This window comes from Sphingomonas sp. (genome assembly GCA_019635535.1).
Lineage (GTDB): Bacteria > Pseudomonadota > Alphaproteobacteria > Sphingomonadales > Sphingomonadaceae > Allosphingosinicella.
Genome location: JAHBZH010000001.1, coordinates 1,876,848 through 1,897,334, shown reverse-complemented (window position 1 = coordinate 1,897,334; position 20,487 = coordinate 1,876,848). Strand labels below are relative to the sequence as shown.

General features: G+C 66.5%; 16 protein-coding genes. 3 read left to right on the top strand and 13 right to left on the bottom strand.

Translation table 11 applies throughout. From position 1 onward, the window contains the following. Positions 1 to 112 precede the first annotated feature (112 nt). The 12 genes from bamA to KF780_09650 all read right to left on the bottom strand — a co-directional run bounded on the left by bamA (position 113) and on the right by KF780_09650 (position 12,449). Positions 113 to 2,713 (bottom strand): outer membrane protein assembly factor BamA, encoded by a 2,601-nt coding sequence (gene bamA / locus KF780_09705; GenBank protein ID MBX3562072.1) that lies wholly within the window; start codon positions 2,711 to 2,713, stop codon positions 113 to 115. Between the two features lie 141 nt (positions 2,714 to 2,854). Then, entirely contained in the window at positions 2,855 to 3,985 is a 1,131-nt protein-coding gene (rseP, locus tag KF780_09700; protein MBX3562071.1) for an RIP metalloprotease RseP, read from the bottom strand. Next, entirely contained in the window at positions 3,982 to 5,142 is a 1,161-nt protein-coding gene (locus tag KF780_09695) for a 1-deoxy-D-xylulose-5-phosphate reductoisomerase (GenBank protein ID MBX3562070.1), read from the bottom strand. The genes rseP and KF780_09695 overlap by 4 nt, the downstream gene beginning before the upstream one ends. After that, entirely contained in the window at positions 5,139 to 6,005 is an 867-nt protein-coding gene (locus tag KF780_09690; protein MBX3562069.1) for a phosphatidate cytidylyltransferase, read from the bottom strand. The genes KF780_09695 and KF780_09690 overlap by 4 nt, the downstream gene beginning before the upstream one ends. Then, positions 6,002 to 6,745, bottom strand: coding sequence for an isoprenyl transferase (locus KF780_09685; GenBank protein MBX3562068.1), 744 nt, complete (start codon positions 6,743 to 6,745; stop codon positions 6,002 to 6,004). Before KF780_09685 ends, KF780_09690 begins: the two co-directional genes overlap by 4 nt. Before the next feature lie 5 nt (positions 6,746 to 6,750). Then, positions 6,751 to 7,308: a ribosome recycling factor gene (gene frr, locus KF780_09680; protein ID MBX3562067.1), complete on the bottom strand. Its 558-nt coding sequence runs from the start codon at positions 7,306 to 7,308 to the stop codon at positions 6,751 to 6,753. Between the two features lie 18 nt (positions 7,309 to 7,326). Further along, positions 7,327 to 8,043: a UMP kinase gene (pyrH, locus tag KF780_09675; protein MBX3562066.1), complete on the bottom strand. Its 717-nt coding sequence runs from the start codon at positions 8,041 to 8,043 to the stop codon at positions 7,327 to 7,329. A gap of 99 nt (positions 8,044 to 8,142) precedes the next feature. After that, on the bottom strand, positions 8,143 to 9,087 hold the full coding sequence (locus KF780_09670) for an elongation factor Ts (protein MBX3562065.1): 945 nt from the start codon (positions 9,085 to 9,087) through the stop codon (positions 8,143 to 8,145). A 143-nt stretch (positions 9,088 to 9,230) separates the two neighbouring features. Further along, positions 9,231 to 9,989 carry a 30S ribosomal protein S2 gene (rpsB, locus tag KF780_09665; protein ID MBX3562064.1) on the bottom strand — a complete coding sequence of 253 codons (759 nt, stop codon included), beginning with the start codon at positions 9,987 to 9,989 and terminating at the stop codon, positions 9,231 to 9,233. Positions 9,990 to 10,157: 168 nt separating this feature from the next. Further along, complete coding sequence (locus KF780_09660; GenBank protein MBX3562063.1) at positions 10,158 to 10,586, bottom strand: hypothetical protein; 429 nt, start codon at positions 10,584 to 10,586, stop codon at positions 10,158 to 10,160. 247 nt (positions 10,587 to 10,833) lie between these two features. Then, entirely contained in the window at positions 10,834 to 11,712 is an 879-nt protein-coding gene (locus KF780_09655) for a CDP-alcohol phosphatidyltransferase family protein (protein MBX3562062.1), read from the bottom strand. Further along, a complete protein-coding gene (locus KF780_09650) occupies positions 11,709 to 12,449 on the bottom strand; it encodes a phosphatidylserine decarboxylase (protein MBX3562061.1) in 741 nt (246 codons plus the stop codon). Before KF780_09650 ends, KF780_09655 begins: the two co-directional genes overlap by 4 nt. Before the next feature lie 126 nt (positions 12,450 to 12,575). Here KF780_09650 and KF780_09645 point away from each other — a divergent pair, with 126 nt between their 5' ends. Together KF780_09645 and KF780_09640 are read left to right on the top strand one after the other, a co-directional pair. Beyond that, entirely contained in the window at positions 12,576 to 13,799 is a 1,224-nt protein-coding gene (locus KF780_09645) for an NADP-dependent isocitrate dehydrogenase (protein ID MBX3562060.1), read from the top strand. A gap of 74 nt (positions 13,800 to 13,873) precedes the next feature. Continuing rightward, the gene (locus KF780_09640) at positions 13,874 to 15,649 is read left to right on the top strand and encodes a cation:proton antiporter (protein MBX3562059.1); all 1,776 of its coding nucleotides are present in this window, start codon (positions 13,874 to 13,876) and stop codon (positions 15,647 to 15,649) included. Here the strand turns inward: KF780_09640 and alaS are convergent. Further along, positions 15,646 to 18,306, bottom strand: coding sequence for an alanine--tRNA ligase (gene alaS / locus KF780_09635; GenBank protein MBX3562058.1), 2,661 nt, complete (start codon positions 18,304 to 18,306; stop codon positions 15,646 to 15,648). The genes KF780_09640 and alaS overlap by 4 nt on opposite strands. Before the next feature lie 155 nt (positions 18,307 to 18,461). Between alaS and KF780_09630 the strand changes: the two genes are divergently transcribed. Further along, entirely contained in the window at positions 18,462 to 20,486 is a 2,025-nt protein-coding gene (locus tag KF780_09630; GenBank protein ID MBX3562057.1) for an elongation factor G, read from the top strand. The last annotated feature ends 1 nt before the right edge of the window (position 20,487 follow it).

Sequence of the window (20,487 nt, the reverse complement as noted above, 5' to 3'; positions counted from 1 at the left end):
CGCTGGGTATCGACGACCGCGACAACCGCGGAAGGAAGCGCCTGGGCTTGGACGGCGGCAGGCATGGCGAGGGCGAAAGCAGCTGCGGCCGCCCCGAAAGTGAGTTTGTTCATCAGAATGCAGTCCCTACGTTGAAGCTGAAGAGTTTGGTGTCATCGCCGGGTTCGCTGAGCAGCGCCTTGGCGATATCGATACGGAACGGGCCGAATGGCGAGTTCCAGTTCACGCCGAAACCGACGGAGAGGCGCGGCCGCGGGGTATTGCCAAGGAACACCTCGCGGAACGGAGCGGCGGCCAGGCGAGTCAAGGTCGATCCATCCGGGCAGGCCGACTCACGACGGGGAATCGTCGTGACCGTGCCGTCCTCGAAGGTGCACTCATTCAGCGTGAGTGGAGAGCCAGGCTCCAGGTCGAATGTCGCAGGACGGCGAACGCCCCATACCGCGCCGACATCGGCAAAGATCGAAGGCCGCAGACCGAGGTCGCGCGCCCCGGAGCCGAGCGGGATTTCCAGTTCTGCACGGCCAAGATAATAGGCGCGTCCGCCAAGCGCGTCGTCGAGGATACGGTCCCGATCCTCCGAAAGGCGGACGTCGCTATAGGTATCCGTCGGCCCGTCATATTCGAACTCGTAGGGGATGCGCTGGATGCGCGGGCCGACGCCGCGGATGTCGAAGCCCCGCATCTGCGGGCTGCCGAGGAAGAAGCGATCGTTGATCCGCAACGGATCGACATTCGACGCGCTATTCTCGAACGAACGAATATAGCCGCCTTCGGCGCTGAGCGAGAAGATGAAGTTGTTGAAGACATTCCAGTATTTCGCGGCACTGAGGCGGGTGCGCAGATAGGTCACATCGCCACCGAGGCCGGCGAAATCCTGGTTGAACAGCAACCGGTGGCCGCTGCTCGGCCGGATCGTGTTGTTGAGCGTGCTGTAGAGCAGCGAATAACCGACCGAGGAGGTCAGCCGGTTGCCGATCGAATCGCACAGATAGCGGCTGGCGCGCAGCGGGTCGCATTGCGGCGGCAACGGGCCCGCGCCGTCAGGGTCGGTGAAGTAGAGCGCTTCGTTGAGGCTGACCTCGTCATAGGAAAGGCCGTAGCGCAGCGCCATGCTGAGATTTTCGGTGAGCGGTACGCCGGCGCGGATCTGCCCGCCGGTGCTGATCACCTGATAGGTCGTCTGCCGGTTGCTGCCCAGCAGGTTGAAACTGTTGAGATCGCGGCGGAACAGATCAAATCCGATCGCGATGTTGCGATCGAACAGATAGGGTTCGGTGAAGCCGAGCTCGATCGACTTGGAATAGGTCGAATAATTGATGCCGGCACGCAGCTCCTGGCCGCGGCCGCGGAAATTGCGCTGGCGGACCGAAAGGGCGACCAGGAAGCGTTCGAGGCTGGAAAAGCCGGCGGAAAGCTGGAGCTCTCCGGTCGCCCGCTCCTCGACGGCGATGCCGAGCACGACCCGGTCCGGAGATGAACCTTCGGTCTGCTGGATTTCCAGGTTTTCCTGGAAGAAGCCGAGCGACTGGATGCGGTCGCGCGAGCGGCGGACCCGGACATTGTTGAAGGGATCCCCCTCCGCCAGGCGGAATTCGCGCCGGATCACCTTGTCGTGCGTGTTGGTGTTGCCGGAAATGTCGATCCGCTCGACATACACACGCGGCGTCTCGGCGACCTGGAAGGTCACGCCCATGGTCAGGTTTTCGCGGCTACGGTTGAAGCGCGGCCTCACGTCCGCGAAGGCGTAACCGAACAGGCCGGCCAGTTCGTTGAGGCTGGTGACCGAGTCCTCGACCTGGCGGGCATTGTACCAGTCGCCGGCGCGCATCGGCAGCGTCCGCTGCAGATCCTCGCCCCGGAATTCGCGGATGTCGCTCTGCACACTGACATCGCCGAAACGGTAGCGGTCGCCTTCTTCGATGACATAAGTGATGATGAAGTCGCGCCGGTCCGGCGTCAGCTCCGCCACGGCAGAGACGACGCGGAAATCGGCATAGCCCTGGGTCAGGTAGAATTGCCGCAGCTTCTGCTGATCAAAGGCGAGTCGATCTGGATCGTAGGTGTCGGAGGAGCTGAAGATGTTCCACCACACCGATTCACGGGTCGCCATCTCCGAGACCAGTCGACGATCGCCGAATCGTTCGTTGCCGATGATGTTGATCTGCCGCACGCGCGAACGTGGACCTTCGTTGATCTCGAAAACGACATCGACGCGATTCTGATCGAGCTGGACGATCTGCGGCACGACCGTCGCGGCATAGCGGCCCTGGCGACGATAGAGTTCGATGATGCGGGCGACATCTGCGCGCGCGCGCGAACGGGTGAAGATCTGGCGCGGGGCGAGCCGGATTTCGGGGCCGATCTTGTCGTCCTTCAGCCGCCGATTGCCTTCCAGCACGATGCGGTTGATGACCGGGTTCTCGCGGACCTGGATGACGAGATCGCCGGTATCGGCACCGGCGATCGTCACATCGGCGAACAACTCGGTGGCGTAAAGATCGCGCAACGCGTCGTCGAGGCGCTCCTGCGTGTAAGACTCACCGGCGCGCAGCTGGGTGTAGGACAGCACCGTCTCTGGCTCGAGCCGCTGATTGCCCTGAATAGTGACGGTGCGAATCGTGCGCTGGGGCTCCGCCGGCGAGGGCGGGGCGACCTGCGGCAGCGGCGCGCTTTCCTGGGCGAAGGCCGGGACGGCGATCCCGCCGAGCATCGTACCGAACAGCAGAGCGGCGCAAAGCTTGCGGCCGTTGGGAAAAACTTCGTTAGACGTCACGCGTCCCCGCCTTTTTGTTCTGTGGGCCGGCCCACCCGCCCGCCAATTTCGGTCGCAGCCAGCCCTGCCCGATCATGATCAGCCGATCAAGCCGCCAAGCTTGGTAAAGAGCCCAAAAGAGGCCAGGTCGTTGAAGGTGACGAAGATCATCAATGCCAGCAGCACCGCGAGGCCCGTCCTGAACGCCCATTCCTGGGCTTCCGGCTTCAGCGGCTTACGCCTCACTCCCTCGATCATGTAGAACAACAGGTGTCCGCCATCGAGCAGCGGGATTGGCAACAGGTTGATGAATCCCAGATTAATCGAGATGAGGCTCATGAAGAGCACGAAATCGAGCCAGCCCAAACTCGCCTGCTGACCCGAAAACTGGGCGATCTTGAGCGGCCCGCCCATTTCGTCGAGCGAGCGCTGGCCCCTGATCAGCTGGCCGAGTGTCACCACCATCATCTTCACCGTGTCGCCGGTCTGGCGGAAGGCGGCGAAAACGGCTTCGTGCGGCGCCAGCGCGGCCACCTCGACGCCGCCCGGGCCGATACCGAGGCGACCGATGCGGGCGCGGTTGCCGAAACGGTCCTCCACTTCCAGCGACTGGGGCGTCGCCGTGAGGCTGCGCCGGTCGCCGTTCCGCTCATAGTCGATCGCCATCGGCTGACCGGGGCGGATCGAGACATAGGAGGCGATGTCCTCGAACCGACGGATCGAACGGCCTTCGATCGCCAGGACCCGATCGCCCGGCTCCAGGCCCGCCGCCGCCGCGGCCGAGCCTTGCTGGACCACCGCGATGATGGGCGGCGTCTGCGGCTGACCGTAGCTCGCGAAGAGCGCGATATAGACCAGGATCGCGAACAGGAAATTGATCGCGGGGCCGGCGGCGACGATGATGAAGCGCTGCCACAACGCTTTCGCCTGAAACGTCTCGGCACGTTCCTCGGCCGACAGTGCCAGCCACTCCGACGAGGGCTGCGAGGCCGGATTCATGTCGCCCTTGAAGCGGACATAGCCGCCCAGCGGCAGCCAGCCGACCTTCCAGCGCGTGCCGCGCCTGTCGGTCCAGCCGGTGACCTCGCGCCCGAAGCCGATCGAGAAAGCCTCCGCCTTCACGCCGAACCAGCGGCCGGCGAAATAGTGGCCGAGCTCGTGGATGAAGATCAGCGGCCCGATGACGAGCAGGAAGGCGATGATCGTGAAGAAGATGCCGGGGCTGTTCAACTGCGGAACTTTCCTGTCACTTCGGTGGCCACGCCCCTGGCTTCCCGATCGATCTCCAGCACCGCGTCGATCGACGACGGCGCCGGCGGGTCGAAGCGGGCGAGAACATCGCCCACGACCGATGCGATATCGAGGAAACCGAGCCGGCTTTCAAGGAAAGATGCGACCGCTATCTCATTGGCGGCATTGAGGATGGCCGGCTTCGCGCCGCCTGCGACCAGCGCCGCCTTGGCGAGGCCGAGCGCGGGGAACCGCTCCAGGTCCGGCGCGGCGAAGTCCAGGCGGGCGATTTCGACCAGATCGAGCCGCTTGCAAGGCGTCTCCATCCGCTCCGGCCAGGCGAGCGTGTGCGCGATCGGCACGCGCATGTCGGGCGCGCCGAGCTGAGCAAGCACCGAACCGTCGACATATTCGACGAGGCTGTGGATCACCGACTGGGGATGGATGACGGCATCGAAGGCATCGGCGCCGAGCGGGAACAGGTGAAAGGCCTCGATCAGCTCCAGACCCTTGTTCATCAAAGTCGCCGAATCGACCGAGATCTTGGCACCCATCGACCAATTCGGATGCGCGACCGCCTCGGCCGGCGTGACGCGGCGCATCTCGTCCAGCGAGCGGGTCCGGAACGGGCCGCCGCTGGCGGTGAGGATGACGCGGCTGATCGCCTCGGGCCGGGCGGCGTCGAAGCATTGGAAGACCGCATTATGCTCGGAATCGACCGGCAGCAAAGTCGCGCCGCTCGCCTTGGCCGCTTGAATCATCAACGCGCCGGCCGAAACCAGCGATTCCTTGTTCGCCAGCGCGACCGTGCCGCCCGCCTCGAGCGCGCGCATCACTGGATTGAGGCCCGCCGTGCCGACGATCGCCGCCATCGTCCAGTCGGCCCCCGCGCCGGCCGCCTCGACGATCGCCTGATCGCCACCAACCGCCTCGACGCCAGTGCCGGCAAGCGCCTCCCTGAGACACGGCAGATGGGTTTCGTCGCCGATCACGGCGCGCTGCGGACGGAACTTCCCGGCCAGCTCGATAAGGCCGTCAATGTCCTTGCGCGCGGTCAGCGCGACGATCTCGAAGCGGTCGCGGTTGCGCGCGACGAGGTCGAGCGTCGAGCGGCCGACCGATCCGGTCGCGCCCAGGATGGTGATGCTGCGGGTCATCCCACCCAGAGCCCCGCCATCGGCACCGCCAGAGTGGCCAGCACGACCGGCAGCAGCCCATCGATCCGGTCGAGCACGCCGCCATGGCCGGGCAGGATCGTGCCGCTGTCCTTCATGCCGGATCGACGCTTTTCCCAGCTCTCGTAGAGATCGCCGGCCTGGGCGAGCACCGCCATCGCGCCGCCGAGCCAAAGGAAAGGCGCGCCGAGCGCCAGCAACTCCATCGAGGCGACCAGCCAGCCGAACAGAGCCGCGGCGGCGATGCCGCCGGCGAGCCCGGCCCAGGTCTTGTTCGGGCTGATAGTCGGGGCGAGCTTCGGCCCGCCGATCGCGCGACCTGCCGCATAGGCACCGATGTCGGTCGCCCAGGTGACGACCATCGCCCACAGGACAAGCCCGAACCAAGCCCAGCTCAGCACCAGCAGCGCGAACGACGGCACCGCGATGTAGAGGAAGCCCCAGGCTATCGGGACGCGGCGCGTCGCCGCGCCCAGCAGCGCCGCGATGGCGAGCGCGACCACCAATGCCTGCCAGACCGGGTCGAAGCTCGTCGGCGCGATGGCGAGGATGCCGACCCCGTCCTCGGTGACGATCTCGTCCATCTGCCCCGCCGGGAAAAGATATTCCGCGCCGGCGAGGAGGAACAGCGCCATCATCCCTGCGCCGATCCAGCTCCAGGGCCGCGCGACGCCCTGCATCGCGTTCCATTCGAGCCAGGCGATCGCCGCGGCCGCCACGACCAGGAGACGGAAAGGCCAACCGCCGAGATAGATGGCGAGCAAGGCCACAGCCGCCATCGCCACGCCGGCGGCGAAGCGCACGGTGAGGTCGGAAGCCGGGCGCGAAGTGTCCTGCGCGGTCATAATCCCCCGTAGCGCCGCTCGCGCCGGGCATATTCGTCCAGGGCGGCGCGCATCGAATTCTCGTCGAAATCCGGCCAGTGCGTGTCGACGAACAGCAATTCGGCATAGGCCGCCTGCCAGAGCAGGAAATTGGACAGGCGTTGTTCGCCCGAGGTGCGGATCAACAGGTCCAGCGGCGGCAACCCGTGCGTGTCGAGCGAGGCGTCGATCCGCGCCTCGTCGATGTCGCCGGGCGCGAGCCGCCCCGCCGCGACATCCTCCGCGAGATTGCGCATCGCCCCGATCAGCTCGGCGCGCGACCCGTAGTTCAGCGCGATCGCCACCGTCATCCGGTTATTGCCGGCGGTACGGGCCACGGCATCGTCCACCATCTCGGCCACATCGGTCTCGAAGGCTTTATGGTCGCCGAGCACGCGGAGGCGAACGCCTTCCTTGAGAAGTGTCTTGAGCTCCTTTTTCACATAATATCTGAGCAAACCGGTCAGATCGGCGATCTCGGCCTTGGGTCGCCGCCAATTCTCCGAAGAGAAGGCGTAAAGCGTCAGGCATTCGACCCCTGCCTCGCCCGCCGCACGCAGCGCCCGGCGTGCCGCCTCGGCGCCGGCGCGATGGCCGGCCGAGCGCGGCAGCCCCCGCGCCTTCGCCCAGCGGCCATTTCCGTCCATGATGATGGCGACGTGACGGGGTACGGCCGGAGCCGGCGCCACGGCATCGGTCGCGGATCCGGCGCTGGCCGGCATGGCCGTCACTTCTGCAGGATTTCCTTGTCCTTCGCGGCAAGGATATCGTCGATCTCCTTGACCGCGTCATCCGTCAGCTTCTGCACCTCGGCATCGAGGCGCTTGTGCTCGTCCTCGCTGATTTCCTTCTTCTTCTCATCGGTCTTCAATGCGTCCATGCCGTCGCGGCGGACGTTGCGGACGGCGACCTTGGCCTTTTCGGCATATTGATGCGCCAGCTTGGCCAGCTCCTTGCGACGCTCCTCGGTCAGGTCCGGGATCGGCAAGCGGATATTCTGCCCGTCGGTGATCGGGTTGATGCCGAGGCCCGCATTGCGGATCGCCTTTTCGACCGCCGAGATGTTCGACCGGTCCCAGACCTGGACCGAGAGCAGGCGCGGCTCCGGCGCCGACACGGTCGCGACCTGGTTGAGCGGCATGTTCGCGCCATAGACCTCGACCGTGACCGGATCGAGCAGCGCCGTAGAGGCGCGCCCGGTGCGCAGGCCGCCCAGATCGTGCTTCAACGCCTCGACCGCGCCGTGCATGCGGCGTTGGATATCGCCCTTGTCGTAAGCGGGCATGGCTTCTTCCTCTCCCTTTTAGTTCTGGACGATCGTCGCCACGCCGCCGCCGCCGAGCACCCGGGCGAGATTGCCCTGCTCGCGGATGTTGAAGACGACGATCGGGATATTGTTGTCGCGGCACAGGGCGATGGCGCTGGCGTCCATCACCTTCAGATTGTCCGCGAGTACCTGATTGAAAGTCACTGTATCATAACGTTTCGCGTCCGCGACCTTCTTCGGGTCGGCCGTATAGACGCCATCGACGCTGGTGCCCTTGAACAAGGCGTCGCAGCCCATTTCGGCGGCGCGCAGCGCGGCCGCGGTGTCGGTGGTGAAGAAGGGATTGCCGGTGCCGGCGGCGAAGATCACAACCCGGCCCTTCTCCATGTGCCGGACGGCGCGGCGGCGGATATAGGGCTCGGACACGGTCGCCATCGGAATAGCCGACTGGACCCGCGTATCGACGCCGATCTTCTCCAGCGCGTTCTGCAGCGCCAGCGCGTTCATAACCGTGGCAAGCATCCCCATATAATCTGCGCTCGCCCGGTCGAAGCCCTTGGCGGCGCCGGCCAGCCCGCGAAAGATGTTGCCGCCGCCGACGACCAGGCACAGCTCATGGCCGTCCTCGCGGGCGACCTTGATCTCGCCGGCGAGCCGGGCGGCCGCGTCCGGATCGATGCCGAACTGGCCTTCGCCCATCAACGCCTCGCCCGAAAGCTTCAGCAGGATGCGGTTGAAGCGCGGGCGCGTCATGGGGTTTCCATTCGGTGAGGCAATGAGCGCGGGCACCTTAGTCAGGTGCGGCGAAGGTGCCAAGTATTCCTCCCCTGCAAATGCAGGGGAGGAATAAGTTCAGGCGACGGGCTCGGCCTTGCTGGTGCCGGCCGCGGCGGCGACTTCGGCGGCGAAGTCGCTTTCCTTCTTCTCGATGCCTTCGCCGATCTGGAAACGCAGATAGGCGGCGAGCGCGACCGGCGCGCCCAGGCGCTTGCCCTCGGCGGCGATCACGTCCTCGATCTTCGTCTTGTTGTCCATGACGAAGAGCTGGGAGAGCAGCGCGTTCTCCTTGCGGAACTTGGCCATCGCGCCTTCGACCATCTTCTCGACGATCTCGGCCGGCTTGCCGCTCTCGGCCGCCTTCTCCTTGGCGATGCCGCGCTCGCGCTCGATCAGGGCCGGATCGAGATCCTCGCCCTTCAGCGCCAGCGGCGCGGCGGCCGCGATGTGCATCGCCAGCTGCTTGCCGAGCGTCTCCAGCTCCGTCTTGTCGGCGCCGCTCTCCAGCGCGACCAGCACGCCGATCTTGCCGAGGCCCGGCGCGGCGGCGTTGTGGACGTAGGAGACGACGACGCCATCAGACACGCTGACGCGACCGGCGCGGCGCAACGACTGGTTCTCGCCGATCGTGGCGATATTGTTGGTCAGCACTTCATTGACGCTGCCGCCGGCCGGGTGCGCGGCATTGCCGAGCGCCTCGATATCCTCGCCCGTCGTCAGCGCGAGCTGTGACACGCTGCGCACGAAATCCTGGAACTGCTCGTTCTTGGCGACGAAGTCGGTTTCGCTGTTGACCTCGACGACCGCGCCGGCCGTGCCCTGGACGGCGACGCCGACCAGACCCTCGGCGGCAACGCGGCCGGACTTCTTCGCGGCGGCGGCCAGGCCCTTGGTGCGCAGCCAGTCGATGGCGGCTTCCATGTCGCCATTGGTCTCGGCCAGCGCCTTCTTGCAGTCCATCATGCCGGCGCCGGTGCGCTCGCGCAGCTCCTTGACCATCGCGGCCGTGATCTCAGCCATGTCTCATATCCTCTTGCGTTCGTGCAAAAATAAACCGTTCGGGCTGAGCTTGTCGAAGCCCTGCCCTTCTCTTCAACATAAAGAAAGGGCAGTCCTTCGACAGGCTCAGGACGAACGGGAGGGGGATCGCCCCTCCCTCTATCTCAGGCCTCGGCCAGCACCGCTTCGGCCGGCGGCTCGTCCTGCGCGCCGATATCGACGCCGCGCTGCGCGGCGCCGCCCTGCCTGCCGGCGAGCACCGCGTCGGCGACCGCGTCGCAATAGAGACGGATCGCGCGGCTGGCATCGTCATTGCCCGGGACCGGGAAGGCGATGCCGTTCGGGCTCACATTGGTGTCGAGGATCGCGACGACCGGGATGCCAAGCACATTGGCTTCCTTGATCGCCAGCTCTTCCTTGTTGGCGTCGATCACGAACATCACGTCCGGGATGCCGCCCATGTCGCGGATGCCGCCCAGCGACAGCTCCAGCTTGTCGCGCTCGCGGGTGAGCTGCAGCACTTCCTTCTTGGTGAGGCCGTGCGTCTCGCCCGAAAGCTGCTCCTCGAGGCTCTTGAAGCGCTTGATCGAGTTGGAGATCGTCTTCCAGTTGGTGAGCATGCCGCCCAGCCAGCGATGGTTGACGAAATGCTGGCCCGAACGGCGCGCGGCCTCGGCGATCGGATCCTGCGCCTGGCGCTTGGTGCCGACGAACAGCACCTTGCCGCCGGCCGCCGACGTCTGGCGAACGAAATCGAGCGCGCGTGCGAAGAGCGGCACGGTCTGCGACAGGTCGATGATGTGCACCCCGTTGCGGTCGCCGAAGATGTACGGCTTCATCTTGGGGTTCCAGCGATGGGTCTGGTGGCCGAAATGCGCTCCGGCCTCGAGCAATGCCTGCATGCTGACGTCAGTGGACGCCATAATCTTTCTCCTTCCGGTTACACCTCTGCGGGGCCGAGAAACTCCGGACCAGGTCCGAGAGCACCGGTATGATGACCCCGCATGTGGAATGGGCGCGCAATTAAGGGCGCGCGCCGAGGAAATCAACCCCGGGCGGCGCGCCCGCTCATTCAGGCGGAAGCCGCGGCCTCAATCAATATAGCGCACGGCCACGAAGGTCGTGGTCGTGGAGGATGCGCGCGAGCCGCTGAGCGGGAACAGGGAATCGCCGCCGCTCCAGACCCCGACATGACCGCCGTCGCGGACCTGCCGGTCGAACAGGATCAGGCCGTCCGCGCCGAGCGCGCGGGCCTGACGCGCCAGGGACGGGCTGCCGACCGCCTGGCCCGAGGAGAGTGCGCCGGTGCGGCTGTCGGTGAGCGTGCCGAGGATCTGAAAGCGCCGCGCCGGCGTGCCGCTGGTCCAGAAATCGACGCCGTCGCGGGCGATGCTGACGCCGCCCTCACCTTCGAGAACGGCGCCGCCGTCCGGAACGGCGACGAACTGGCCCCTGGCCAGGCCCGCGCTCCCGGCCGACACGATCACGAGCGCAGCGGCGCCAAGCAACATCTTGCGCATGGGCATTTCCCTCCCCGGTCAACAGCCTGCTTTGCAATCATGCCATGAGGATATCGTCAAGGCCAGAGCATGGCTCTTGACGGCAGAACAAAACAGGAACATAAGCCTGGTCCCCTCTCAGCAGGGGAACAAAATCTTCCCGCCGGACGTCCCGGCTGTGGATAAGCAGGGGATAAGACTGTGGCTCATCTGTTTGCGATCCTGTTCTTCTCCGGTCTTCTCGTGGGGCTCGGCATGGCGGCCGAGGTCATTCTGAGGGAGAATTGGGCGACGATGCGCGCCGCTTTAGCGGGCGCCCCGCTTTCGGCTGCGCAGCTTCCGGCACGTCCGGCGCAGGAACGGGTGTCGCCGGTCCGCCTGCCGCCGTTGCGCGCTGCTGCCTGACCTTCGCGTAGCTCGCCATGCTGAACGGGATCATCGCGAGATAGGCGAGCGCGATGAAACTCAACGTCTGCCAAGGTGCGGAAAAGATCGCCCCGCCGATCAGCGCGATCGCCAGGATCGCCTCCAGCCGGACGTTGCGCCTGAGGCGCAGCGAGGTCCAGGAGAAGGTGGCGATATTGGAAATGGCGAGGAAAGCGACGAAGGCCGCCCAGGGCGCGACCAACCAGTAATCCTGCAGCCAGGTCCATTCCCGCCCGCTCGCCAGCCACAGGAAGATCGGCAGCAGCAGCAGCCCAGCCCCGGCCGGCGCGGGCACGCCGGTCAGGAAGCCCGCCGATTTGTGCGGCTGGTCCTCGACATCGATGCGGGCGTTGAAGCGGGCGAGACGCAGCGCCATGCAGACGGCATAGGCTAGCGCGAAAACCCAGCCCAATCGCGGCCAGTACTGCAGCGACCATAGATGCAGGATGATCGCGGGGGACACGCCGAAGGCGATCACGTCGGAGAGCGAATCCAGTTCCGCCCCGAACCGGGTCTGGCCTTTCATTGCCCGGGCGATCCGCCCGTCCATCCCATCCAGCACAGCGGCGGCGATGATCGCATAGATCGCCTTGTCCCACTCTCCAGCGATGGCGAAGCGCACGCCGGTCAGGCCGACGCAAAGCGCCAGCGCCGTCACCGCATTGGGCACCACGGCACGCAGGGGAATGCCGCCGCCCGCGCGCTCGGGCGGCAGGCTCATTGCGCGACGCCTTCGATCAGCTCGGAAACCCCGATCCTCGCGATCACCGTCTCGCCGGCGATGGTGCGCTGGCCGAGCAGCACCTGGCTCGACGTGCCTTCCGGCAGATAGACGTCGACCCGGCTGCCGAAGCGGATCAGGCCGACGCGCTGGCCGGCGACCACCCGGTCGCCCGGCTTCACCCAGGGGACGATCCGCCGCGCGACCAGCCCGGCGATCTGGGTGAAGGCGATCTTCGTGCCGTCCTCGCCCTCGACCAGGATGTGCTGGCGCTCATTATGCTCGCTCGCCTTGTCGAGATCGGCGTTCAGGAACTTGCCGGCGATATAGACGACGTTGCGGATCGTGCCGGCGATCGGCGTGCGATTGATGTGTACGTCGAAAACGCTCATGAAGATCGACACGCGAATGACGGGATCGGCGGACAGGCCGCCCTCCCCGAGCAGTTCTTTCGGCGGCGGCACGGTGGCGATCATCGTCACCATCCCGTCCGCGGGAGCGATCACCAGCCCCTCCCCGGTGGGCGTGGTGCGTATGGGATCGCGAAAGAAGCTCAGGATCCAGACGGTGACGCCGGCGGCGATCCAGCCGAGCCAGTCCCAGTCGATGACGAACCAGAACAGCAAGGCGATCGCGCCGGCGATGACGGCGAACTTGCGTCCCTCCGGGTGAACGCTGGGCATGCGGTAGCGGACGGTCGGCGTCGTCGGCTCGTCCGATTTTTCAAGGGAGCTCATGGGGCGCTTCTAGGCGGAGAGAAAATTCGTGACAACCGAAAGGCCGGCTGGCGGATTGATCGATGCCACGCCACCGCCTACAGCCCCTCTCGCAGACCAACACCGGGGAAGAAAGCGCACAGCCTCATGGCCAAGATCAAAGTGAAGAACCCCGTCGTCGAGCTCGACGGCGACGAGATGACCCGCATCATCTGGCAGTGGATCCGCGAACGGCTGATCCTGCCCTATCTCGACATCGACCTCGTCTATTACGATCTCGGCATCGAGAAGCGCGACGAGACGGACGACAGGATCACGATCGAGTCCGCCGAGGCGATCAGGAAATACGGCGTCGGCGTCAAATGCGCCACGATCACGCCGGACGAGGCCCGGGTCGAGGAATTCGGCCTCAAGCAGATGTGGAAATCGCCGAACGGCACGATCCGCAACATCCTGGGCGGCGTCGTCTTCCGCGAGCCGATCGTGATCGACAACGTGCCGCGGCTCATCCCTGGCTGGACCGATCCGATCGTCGTCGGCCGCCATGCCTTCGGCGACCAGTATCGCGCCACCGACTTCGTCGTGCCCGGTCCCGGCAAGCTCAGCATGAAGTGGGAGGGCGCGAACGGCCAGGTGATCGAGCGTGACGTGTTCGATTATCCCGCCGGCGGCGTCGCCATGGGCATGTACAATCTGGACGAATCGATCCGCGATTTCGCCCGCGCCTGCCTCAATTACGGCATCACCCGCGAATGGCCGGTCTATCTTTCGACCAAGAACACCATCCTCAAGGCCTATGACGGCCGCTTCAAGGACATCTTCGCCGAGGTTTACGAAACCGAGTTTGCGGAGAAGTTCAAGGCGCTCGGCATCGTCTACGAGCACCGCCTGATCGACGACATGGTGGCGAGCGCGCTCAAGTGGAGCGGCAAGTTCATCTGGGCGTGCAAGAATTACGATGGCGACGTGCAGTCCGACCAGGTCGCGCAGGGCTTCGGCTCGCTGGGCCTGATGACCTCGATCCTGACCACGCCGGACGGCAAGACGGTCGAGGCCGAGGCGGCGCACGGCACGGTCACCCGCCATTACCGCATGCACGAGCAGGGCAAGGCGACCTCGACCAATCCGATCGCGTCCATCTTCGCCTGGACCGGCGGCCTCAAATATCGCGGCCGCTTCGATGGTACGCCGGAAGTGACCCGCTTCGCCGAGACGCTGGAGAAGGTCTGCATCCGGACGGTCGAGAGCGGCCAGATGACCAAGGATCTCGCCATCCTGATCGGCCCCGAGCAGAGTTGGATGACGACCGAGCAGTTCTTCGAGGCGGTGCGTGTCAACCTGGAGAAGGCGATGGCGGCGCAGCCCGCCTGACCCCGCCTGCAATTTTTTACTCTCTAGTCGGGCGCGCTTGCTGACAAGCGCGCCCGATCCTGCATAAGCAGCGCATGGCCAGCGAATTCAGCGCCTCCGGTTTCAGCGACGCCCTGGTGATTCTGGGTGCGGCGGGCGTCGTCATCCCAGCCTTCGCCCGCATCCGGATCAGCCCGGTCATCGGGTTTCTGCTGATCGGCGTACTGGTCGGACCGAACGGACTCGGTCAGTTTGCCGGCGATGCCGCCTGGCTGCGCTTCGTCACCATCTCCAACGAGGAGGCGATCGCGCCCTTCGCGGAGTTCGGCATCATCCTGCTGCTCTTTTCGGTGGGCCTGGAGCTGTCGTTCCGACGCCTGTGGGGCATGCGCCGGCTGGTCTTCGGTGTCGGCGCGGCGCAGCTCTTCATCAGTGCAGTCTTGATCGGCGCCGGCCTCGCCCTGCTCGGCAACAGTCTCACCGCGGCGGTGGCGCTTGGCCTCGCCCTCGCCTTGTCCTCCACGGCGCTCGTCCTCAAGCTCGTCGATACCAGCACGCCAGTCGGCCGCGCCGCGCTGGCGATCCTGCTGTTCGAGGACCTGGCGATCGTGCCGATCATCTTCGCGCTGGGCGCGCTGGCGCCGCGCGCGCAGGCGGGCAGCGGGCTGGAAGGGCTGTTCACGACGCTCGTGCTCGGCGCGCTCGTCATCTTCGCCATGCTGTTCATCGGACGCCTGCTGCTGCCGCGCCTCTTCGCGCAGGCCGCGCGGACCAAGAGCCCCGAGCTGTTCCTGGCGGCCAGCCTGCTCGTCGTCATCGTCGCCAGCCTCGCCGCCGCCGCGGTCGGCCTGTCGCCGATCGTCGGCGCGCTGGTCGCCGGCATCCTGATCGCCGAGACCGATTATCATGACGAGGTCGAGGTCATCACCGCGCCTTTCCAGGGGCTGGCCCTCGGCGTCTTCCTGATCACGGTAGGCATGAGCGTGGATCTGGTGTTCATCGCCGAGCACTGGCCGGCCATCCTGATGGCGGTGGTCGGCGTGCTGCTGGTGAAGGCGGTCGTGACCGGCCTGCTGATGCGGCTCTACGGCAAGCGGTCGGCGGTTGCGGCTGAAGCCGGCGTGGTGATGGCTTCGCCGTCGGAGACCACGCTGATCGTGCTGGCGACTGCCGCGACGGCAGGCATCATTTCCAGCGACGCGGCGATCTTCTGGAAGATCGTGACCGCGATCGGCCTCACCATCACACCCCTGCTCGCCAAGCTCGGGCAGGTGGCGGCGCGGCGCGTCGATGTCCATTCCGACGAAGGGCTGTCCTTGCCAGCCGCCGGTCAGGAATCGCCGGCGGTCGTGATCATCGGCTTCGGTCGCGTCGGGCGGCTCGTCGCAGACATGCTGAACGCGCACGAGCGCTCCTACGTCGCGGTCGATTCCGATGTGGATGCCGTCGCGGCGGCGCGGCGCGAAGGGTTGCCGATCATCTTCGGCGACGTCTCGCGACCCGAGCTGGTCGACCGGCTCAATCTCGGCCATGCCAGCGCGCTGGTGCTCACCATGGACGATCCGGTGCTGACCGTCCGGCTGGTGCGACGCGTGCGGGGCTGGTGCCCCGATCTCATCATCGTCGCCCGCGCCCGCGACGCGCAGCATGCGGCGGAGCTCTATCGCGCCGGGGCAACCGACGCGGTACCGGAGACGCTGGAATCCTCGCTGCAACTTTCCGAGGCGCTGCTCGTCGATCTCGGCATCGCGATGGGCCCGGTGATCGCCTCGATCCACGAGAAGCGCGGCGAAATGCGCCAGCGCATCCGCGAGATGGGCGATCTCGACCAGGAGCCGGCCACGCTCGGCCGACGTCTGCGCGACGCCTAAACGGCGACCGCCGCCTCGCCGAGCGTCTTTTTCACCGCAGCGAGCGCCGCTTCCGCCTTGCCGCCGCTCGGGCCGCCGCCCTGCGCCATGTCGGGACGGCCGCCGCCGCCCTGCCCGCCGACCGCTTCCACGGCCTTGCGGACGAGGTCGACGGCGCTGAGCGAGCCGGCGAGATCGTCGGTGACGCCAACCGCGACGGTGGCGCGGCCGTCATTGACCGCGACCAGCGTGACCACGCCCGAGCCGACGCGAGCCTTGGCCTCGTCGACGAGGCCGCGAAGCTGCTTGGGGTCCATGCCGTCCAGCACCTGGCCGATGAAGCCGCGGCCGCCGACCTGCTCCGGCCCGGCGGCTTCCGTCTTGCCGCCGCCGCCCAATGCCAGCGCCTTCTTCGCCTCGGCCAGCTCGCGTTCGAGCCGACGGCGCTCTTCGACCAAAGCGGCGACACGCGCCGGCACATCCTCGGGCGACGCCTTCAGCGCGGCGGCGGCTTCCTTGAGCCGCTCCTCGCGGTTCACGAACCACAAGCGGGCGGCCTCGCCGGTCAGCGCCTCGATGCGGCGCACGCCGGCGGCGACGGCGCTTTCGGAGGTGATCTTGAAGAGCTGGATATCGCCCAGCGCATCGACATGGGTGCCGCCGCACAATTCGACCGAATAGGCCTTGTCGCCCTCGACGCCCATCGAGAGGACGCGGACCTCGTCGCCATATTTCTCGCCGAACAGGGCCATCGCGCCCGCCTCCAGCGCATCGTCGATGCTCATCAGGCGGATGCCGACCGGCTCGTTCTCGCGAATATAGCGGTTCACGTCCGCCTCGACCTGCTCGATCTCCTCGCGGGTCAGCGGCTTGGGGTGCGAGAAATCGAAGCGGAAATAGTCGGGCGCGACCAGGCTGCCCTTCTGCGTCACATGATCGCCGAGCCGCTTGCGCAGCGCGGCGTGGAGCAGATGGGTGGCGCTGTGATTGGCGCGAACCTTGGAGCGGCGCGCGGCATCCACGGCCAGATGTACCGTATCGCCCACCGCGATCTCGCCGGCCCGGATCGCGGCCTGATGCGCGTGCAGCTTGCCGAGCGGCTTGGAGGTTTCCTCAACTTCCGCCTGTAAGCCCTTGTCCGATGTGATCTTTCCGGTGTCGCCGATCTGGCCGCCGCTTTCGCCGTAAAAGGGCGTCTGGTTGGTCAAGATGACGACATTGTCGCCCGTCCCGGCCTTCTCCACGCGGGCGCCATCCTTGACGATGGCGACCACCTGGCCGTCGCCGTCATGGCCAAGATAGCCGGTGAACTCGGTCGCTCCGAGCTCCTCGGCGATGTCGAACCACACATCCTCGCTGGCTTTGGCGCCCGAGCCCTTCCAGGCGGCGCGCGCGGCGGCCTTCTGCTCGGCCATCGCCGCATCGAAGCCGGCGCGATCGACGCCATAGCCCTGCGCCCGCAGCGCATCCTCGGTAAGATCGTAGGGAAAGCCGTAGGTGTCGTAGAGCTTGAAGGCGGTGGCGCCGGGCAGGGTCGCGCCCGCCGCCATGTCCGCCGTCGCCTCGTCGAGCAGCTTGAGGCCGTTGACCAGCGTCTGGCGGAATTTCGTCTCCTCCAGCTTCAGCGTTTCCTCGATCAGGGGCTGGGCACGGACCAGTTCGGGATAGGCCGCGCCCATCTCGGCGGTGAGGCTCGGCACCAGCCGCCACATCAGCGGCTCAGGCGCGCCGAGCAGATGGGCGTGGCGCATCGCGCGGCGCATGATTCGGCGCAGCACATAGCCCCTGCCCTCGTTCGACGGCAGTACGCCGTCCGCGATCAGAAAGCCGGCCGAGCGGAGGTGATCGGCGATGACGCGGTGGCTGGCCTGGGTCGGCCCTTCCGCCTTCGTCCTGGTCAGTTCGCACGAGGCGGCGATCAGCGCCCTGAACGTGTCCGTGTCGTAATTGTCATGGACGCCCTGCAGCACGGCGGCGACGCGCTCCAGCCCCATGCCGGTGTCGATCGACGGGCGCGGCAGATCGCCGACGATGACGTCGTTCTCCTGCATGTGCTGCATGAAGACGAGGTTCCAGATCTCGACGAAGCGGTCGCCGTCCTCGTCCGGGCTGCCCGGCGGGCCGCCCGGAATATTGTCGCCATGATCGTAGAAGATTTCCGAACAGGGGCCGCACGGGCCGTCCGGGCCCATCGCCCAGAAATTGTCCTTGGTCGGGATGCGGATGATCCGTTCGTCCGGCAGGCCGGCGATCTTCTTCCACAGATCGAAGGCCTGATCGTCGGTATGATAGACGGTGGCGGTCAGCCGGTCCGGCGACAGGCCCCATTCCTTCGTCAGCAGATCCCAGGCGAGCGTGATCGCCCGATCCTTGAAATAATCGCCGAAGGAGAAATTCCCCAGCATTTCGAAGAACGTGTGATGCCGCGCGGTATAACCCACATTGTCGAGATCGTTATGCTTGCCGCCGGCGCGCACGCATTTCTGGCTGGACACGGCGGTCGAGTAAGGCCGCGTCTCCTGGCCGGTAAAGACGTTCTTGAACGGCACCATGCCGGCGTTGACGAACATGAGCGTCGGATCGTTCTGCGGTACCAACGGCGCCGAGGGCACCGCATGGTGTCCCTCCCGAGCGAAATAGTCGAGGAATCCGCGCCGGATGTCGTTGGTCGATGTCATGGGGCGGGATGTAAGCGACGTGCTGCGGCGCGGCAAGCGACGAAACCCCGCCTTCCCCCTTGAACTTCGCCGCAAAGAGGCAGAGGCTGAAGGTTTCCACAAGACGCGCGGCCGCGTCTTCTCGCGGACCGCGTTAGCGGACGAAGGAGACGATCATGCCCGATAGAGCTGCCGGCACCAGAACCATCGCGCTCGTCGGGCCTGGCGGCGCTGGGAAGACCAGCCTCGCCGAGGCCCTTCTTTTTGCCGCCGGCGCAACCTCCCGCCAGGGATCGGTCGCGGACGGCACCAGCGTGGGCGATGCCAGCCCGGAGGCGCGGGCCCGCGGCGGCTCCACTGAGCTCAACCTGATGCATTACGATTATATGGGCGACCGCTATGCGCTGATCGACGGGCCCGGCTCGGTCGGCTTTGCCGCCGACGCCGGACTCGGCATGGCGGCGGCGGACCTCGCCATCGTCGTCGTCGATCCCGAGGCGGACCGCGCCCAGCTCGCCGAGCCGGCGCTGCGACAGCTGGAAGCGCTCGGCGTCCCGCACATGATCTTCGTCAACAAGATCGACCAGGCGCGTGGCTCGATCCAGGGCCTGCTGGAGGCGCTGCAGCCGATGAGCGCCTCGCCGCTGATCGCGCGCTGGATCCCGATCCGGGACGGCGAGAAGGTGGCCGGCTTCGTCGATATCGCGCTGGAGCGGGCCTATTATTACCGGCCCGGCCAGGCCTCCGAGCAGAAGGAGATACCCGCCGACCTCGCCGATCGCGAGGCGTCCGAGCGCAATCATATGCTGGAGCAGCTCGCCGACCATGACGATGCGCTGCTCGAGCAGCTCCTGATGGACGAGGTGCCGGATCGACAGACCGTGTTCGACGATCTCGCCAGGGAGACCGGCGCGGGGCAGATCGTGCCGGTCCTGTTCGGTTCGGCAGCGAACGGCCAGGGCATCCGCCGGCTGATGAAGACGCTACGGCACGAGACCCCGGCCCCGGCGGCGGCGGCCGAGCGGCTCGGCGCATCGGGCAATTGCGCCTTTGTCTTCAAGGTCAGCCATGGCGGAGCGATGGGGCGGCTGAGTTACGCCCGGGTGTTCGGCGGCGCGCTCAAGGAAGGCGCGGAGCTGGCGACCAGCGAGGGTTCCGAAGCGCGGGTGGGCACGCTGTTCGCACTGCAGGGTGACAAGACCGCCAAGCTGGCCGAAGCCAAGGCCGGCGACGTGGTCGCGATCGCCAAGCTCGACGAGATCGGCGCCGGCGATTGGCTGGCGGCCGGCAAGGCGCCAGGCCGGTTCGCGACGACGGCGCCGATCACCAATTACGCGCTCGCCATCGCGACCCGGGACCGCAAGGACGATGTGCGCCTCTCCACCGCGCTCCACAAGCTGACCGAGGAGGACAATGCGCTAACCTGGGAACAGGACGAGGCGATGCACGAGACGCGCCTGCGCGGCGTCAATGACGAGCATCTGAAGGTGACGCTCGATCGGCTGAAACGGCGTTACGGCGTCGCGGTCGATTCGCGCGCGCCTGCTGTCGGTTACAAGGAATCGATCCGCAAGCAGGTGACGCAGCGCGGCCGGCACAAGAAGCAGTCGGGCGGCCATGGCCAGTTCGGCGACGTGGTGCTGGAGGTGAAGCCGTTGCCGCCGGGCAGCGGGTTCAAATTCTCCGAGCGCATTTCGGGCGGCGTCGTGCCGAAACAGTGGATTCCAGCAGTCGAGGCGGGCGTGCGCGACGCGCTGGCCAAAGGGCCGCTGGGCTTTCCGGTGGTCGATGTCGAGGCGGTGCTGGTCGACGGCTCCTATCACAGCGTCGACAGCTCCGAGATCGCCTTCCGCACGGCGGGCCGGATCGGCATGTCGGAAGCACTGGAACAGGCCGCCGCCCATCTGCTGGAGCCGGTGATGAAGGTGACCGTGTTCACGCCAGGCACGGCCAGCTCGCGCGTCACCTCGGCGATCGCCAGCCGGCGCGGCCAGATGCTCGGCATGGAGCCGCGCGAAGGCTGGTCGCGCTGGGACCGGATCGAGGCCCTGATTCCCGAGGCGGAGATGCAGGGCTTCGACGCGGAGCTGCGCTCGCTGAGCCAGGGTCTCGCCAGCTACGAGGCGGCGTTCGACCACCTCGCCGAGCTGAACGGCACGCTGGCCGAGAAGGTTGTCCAGCGCGAGCTGGAGCCGGCCTGAG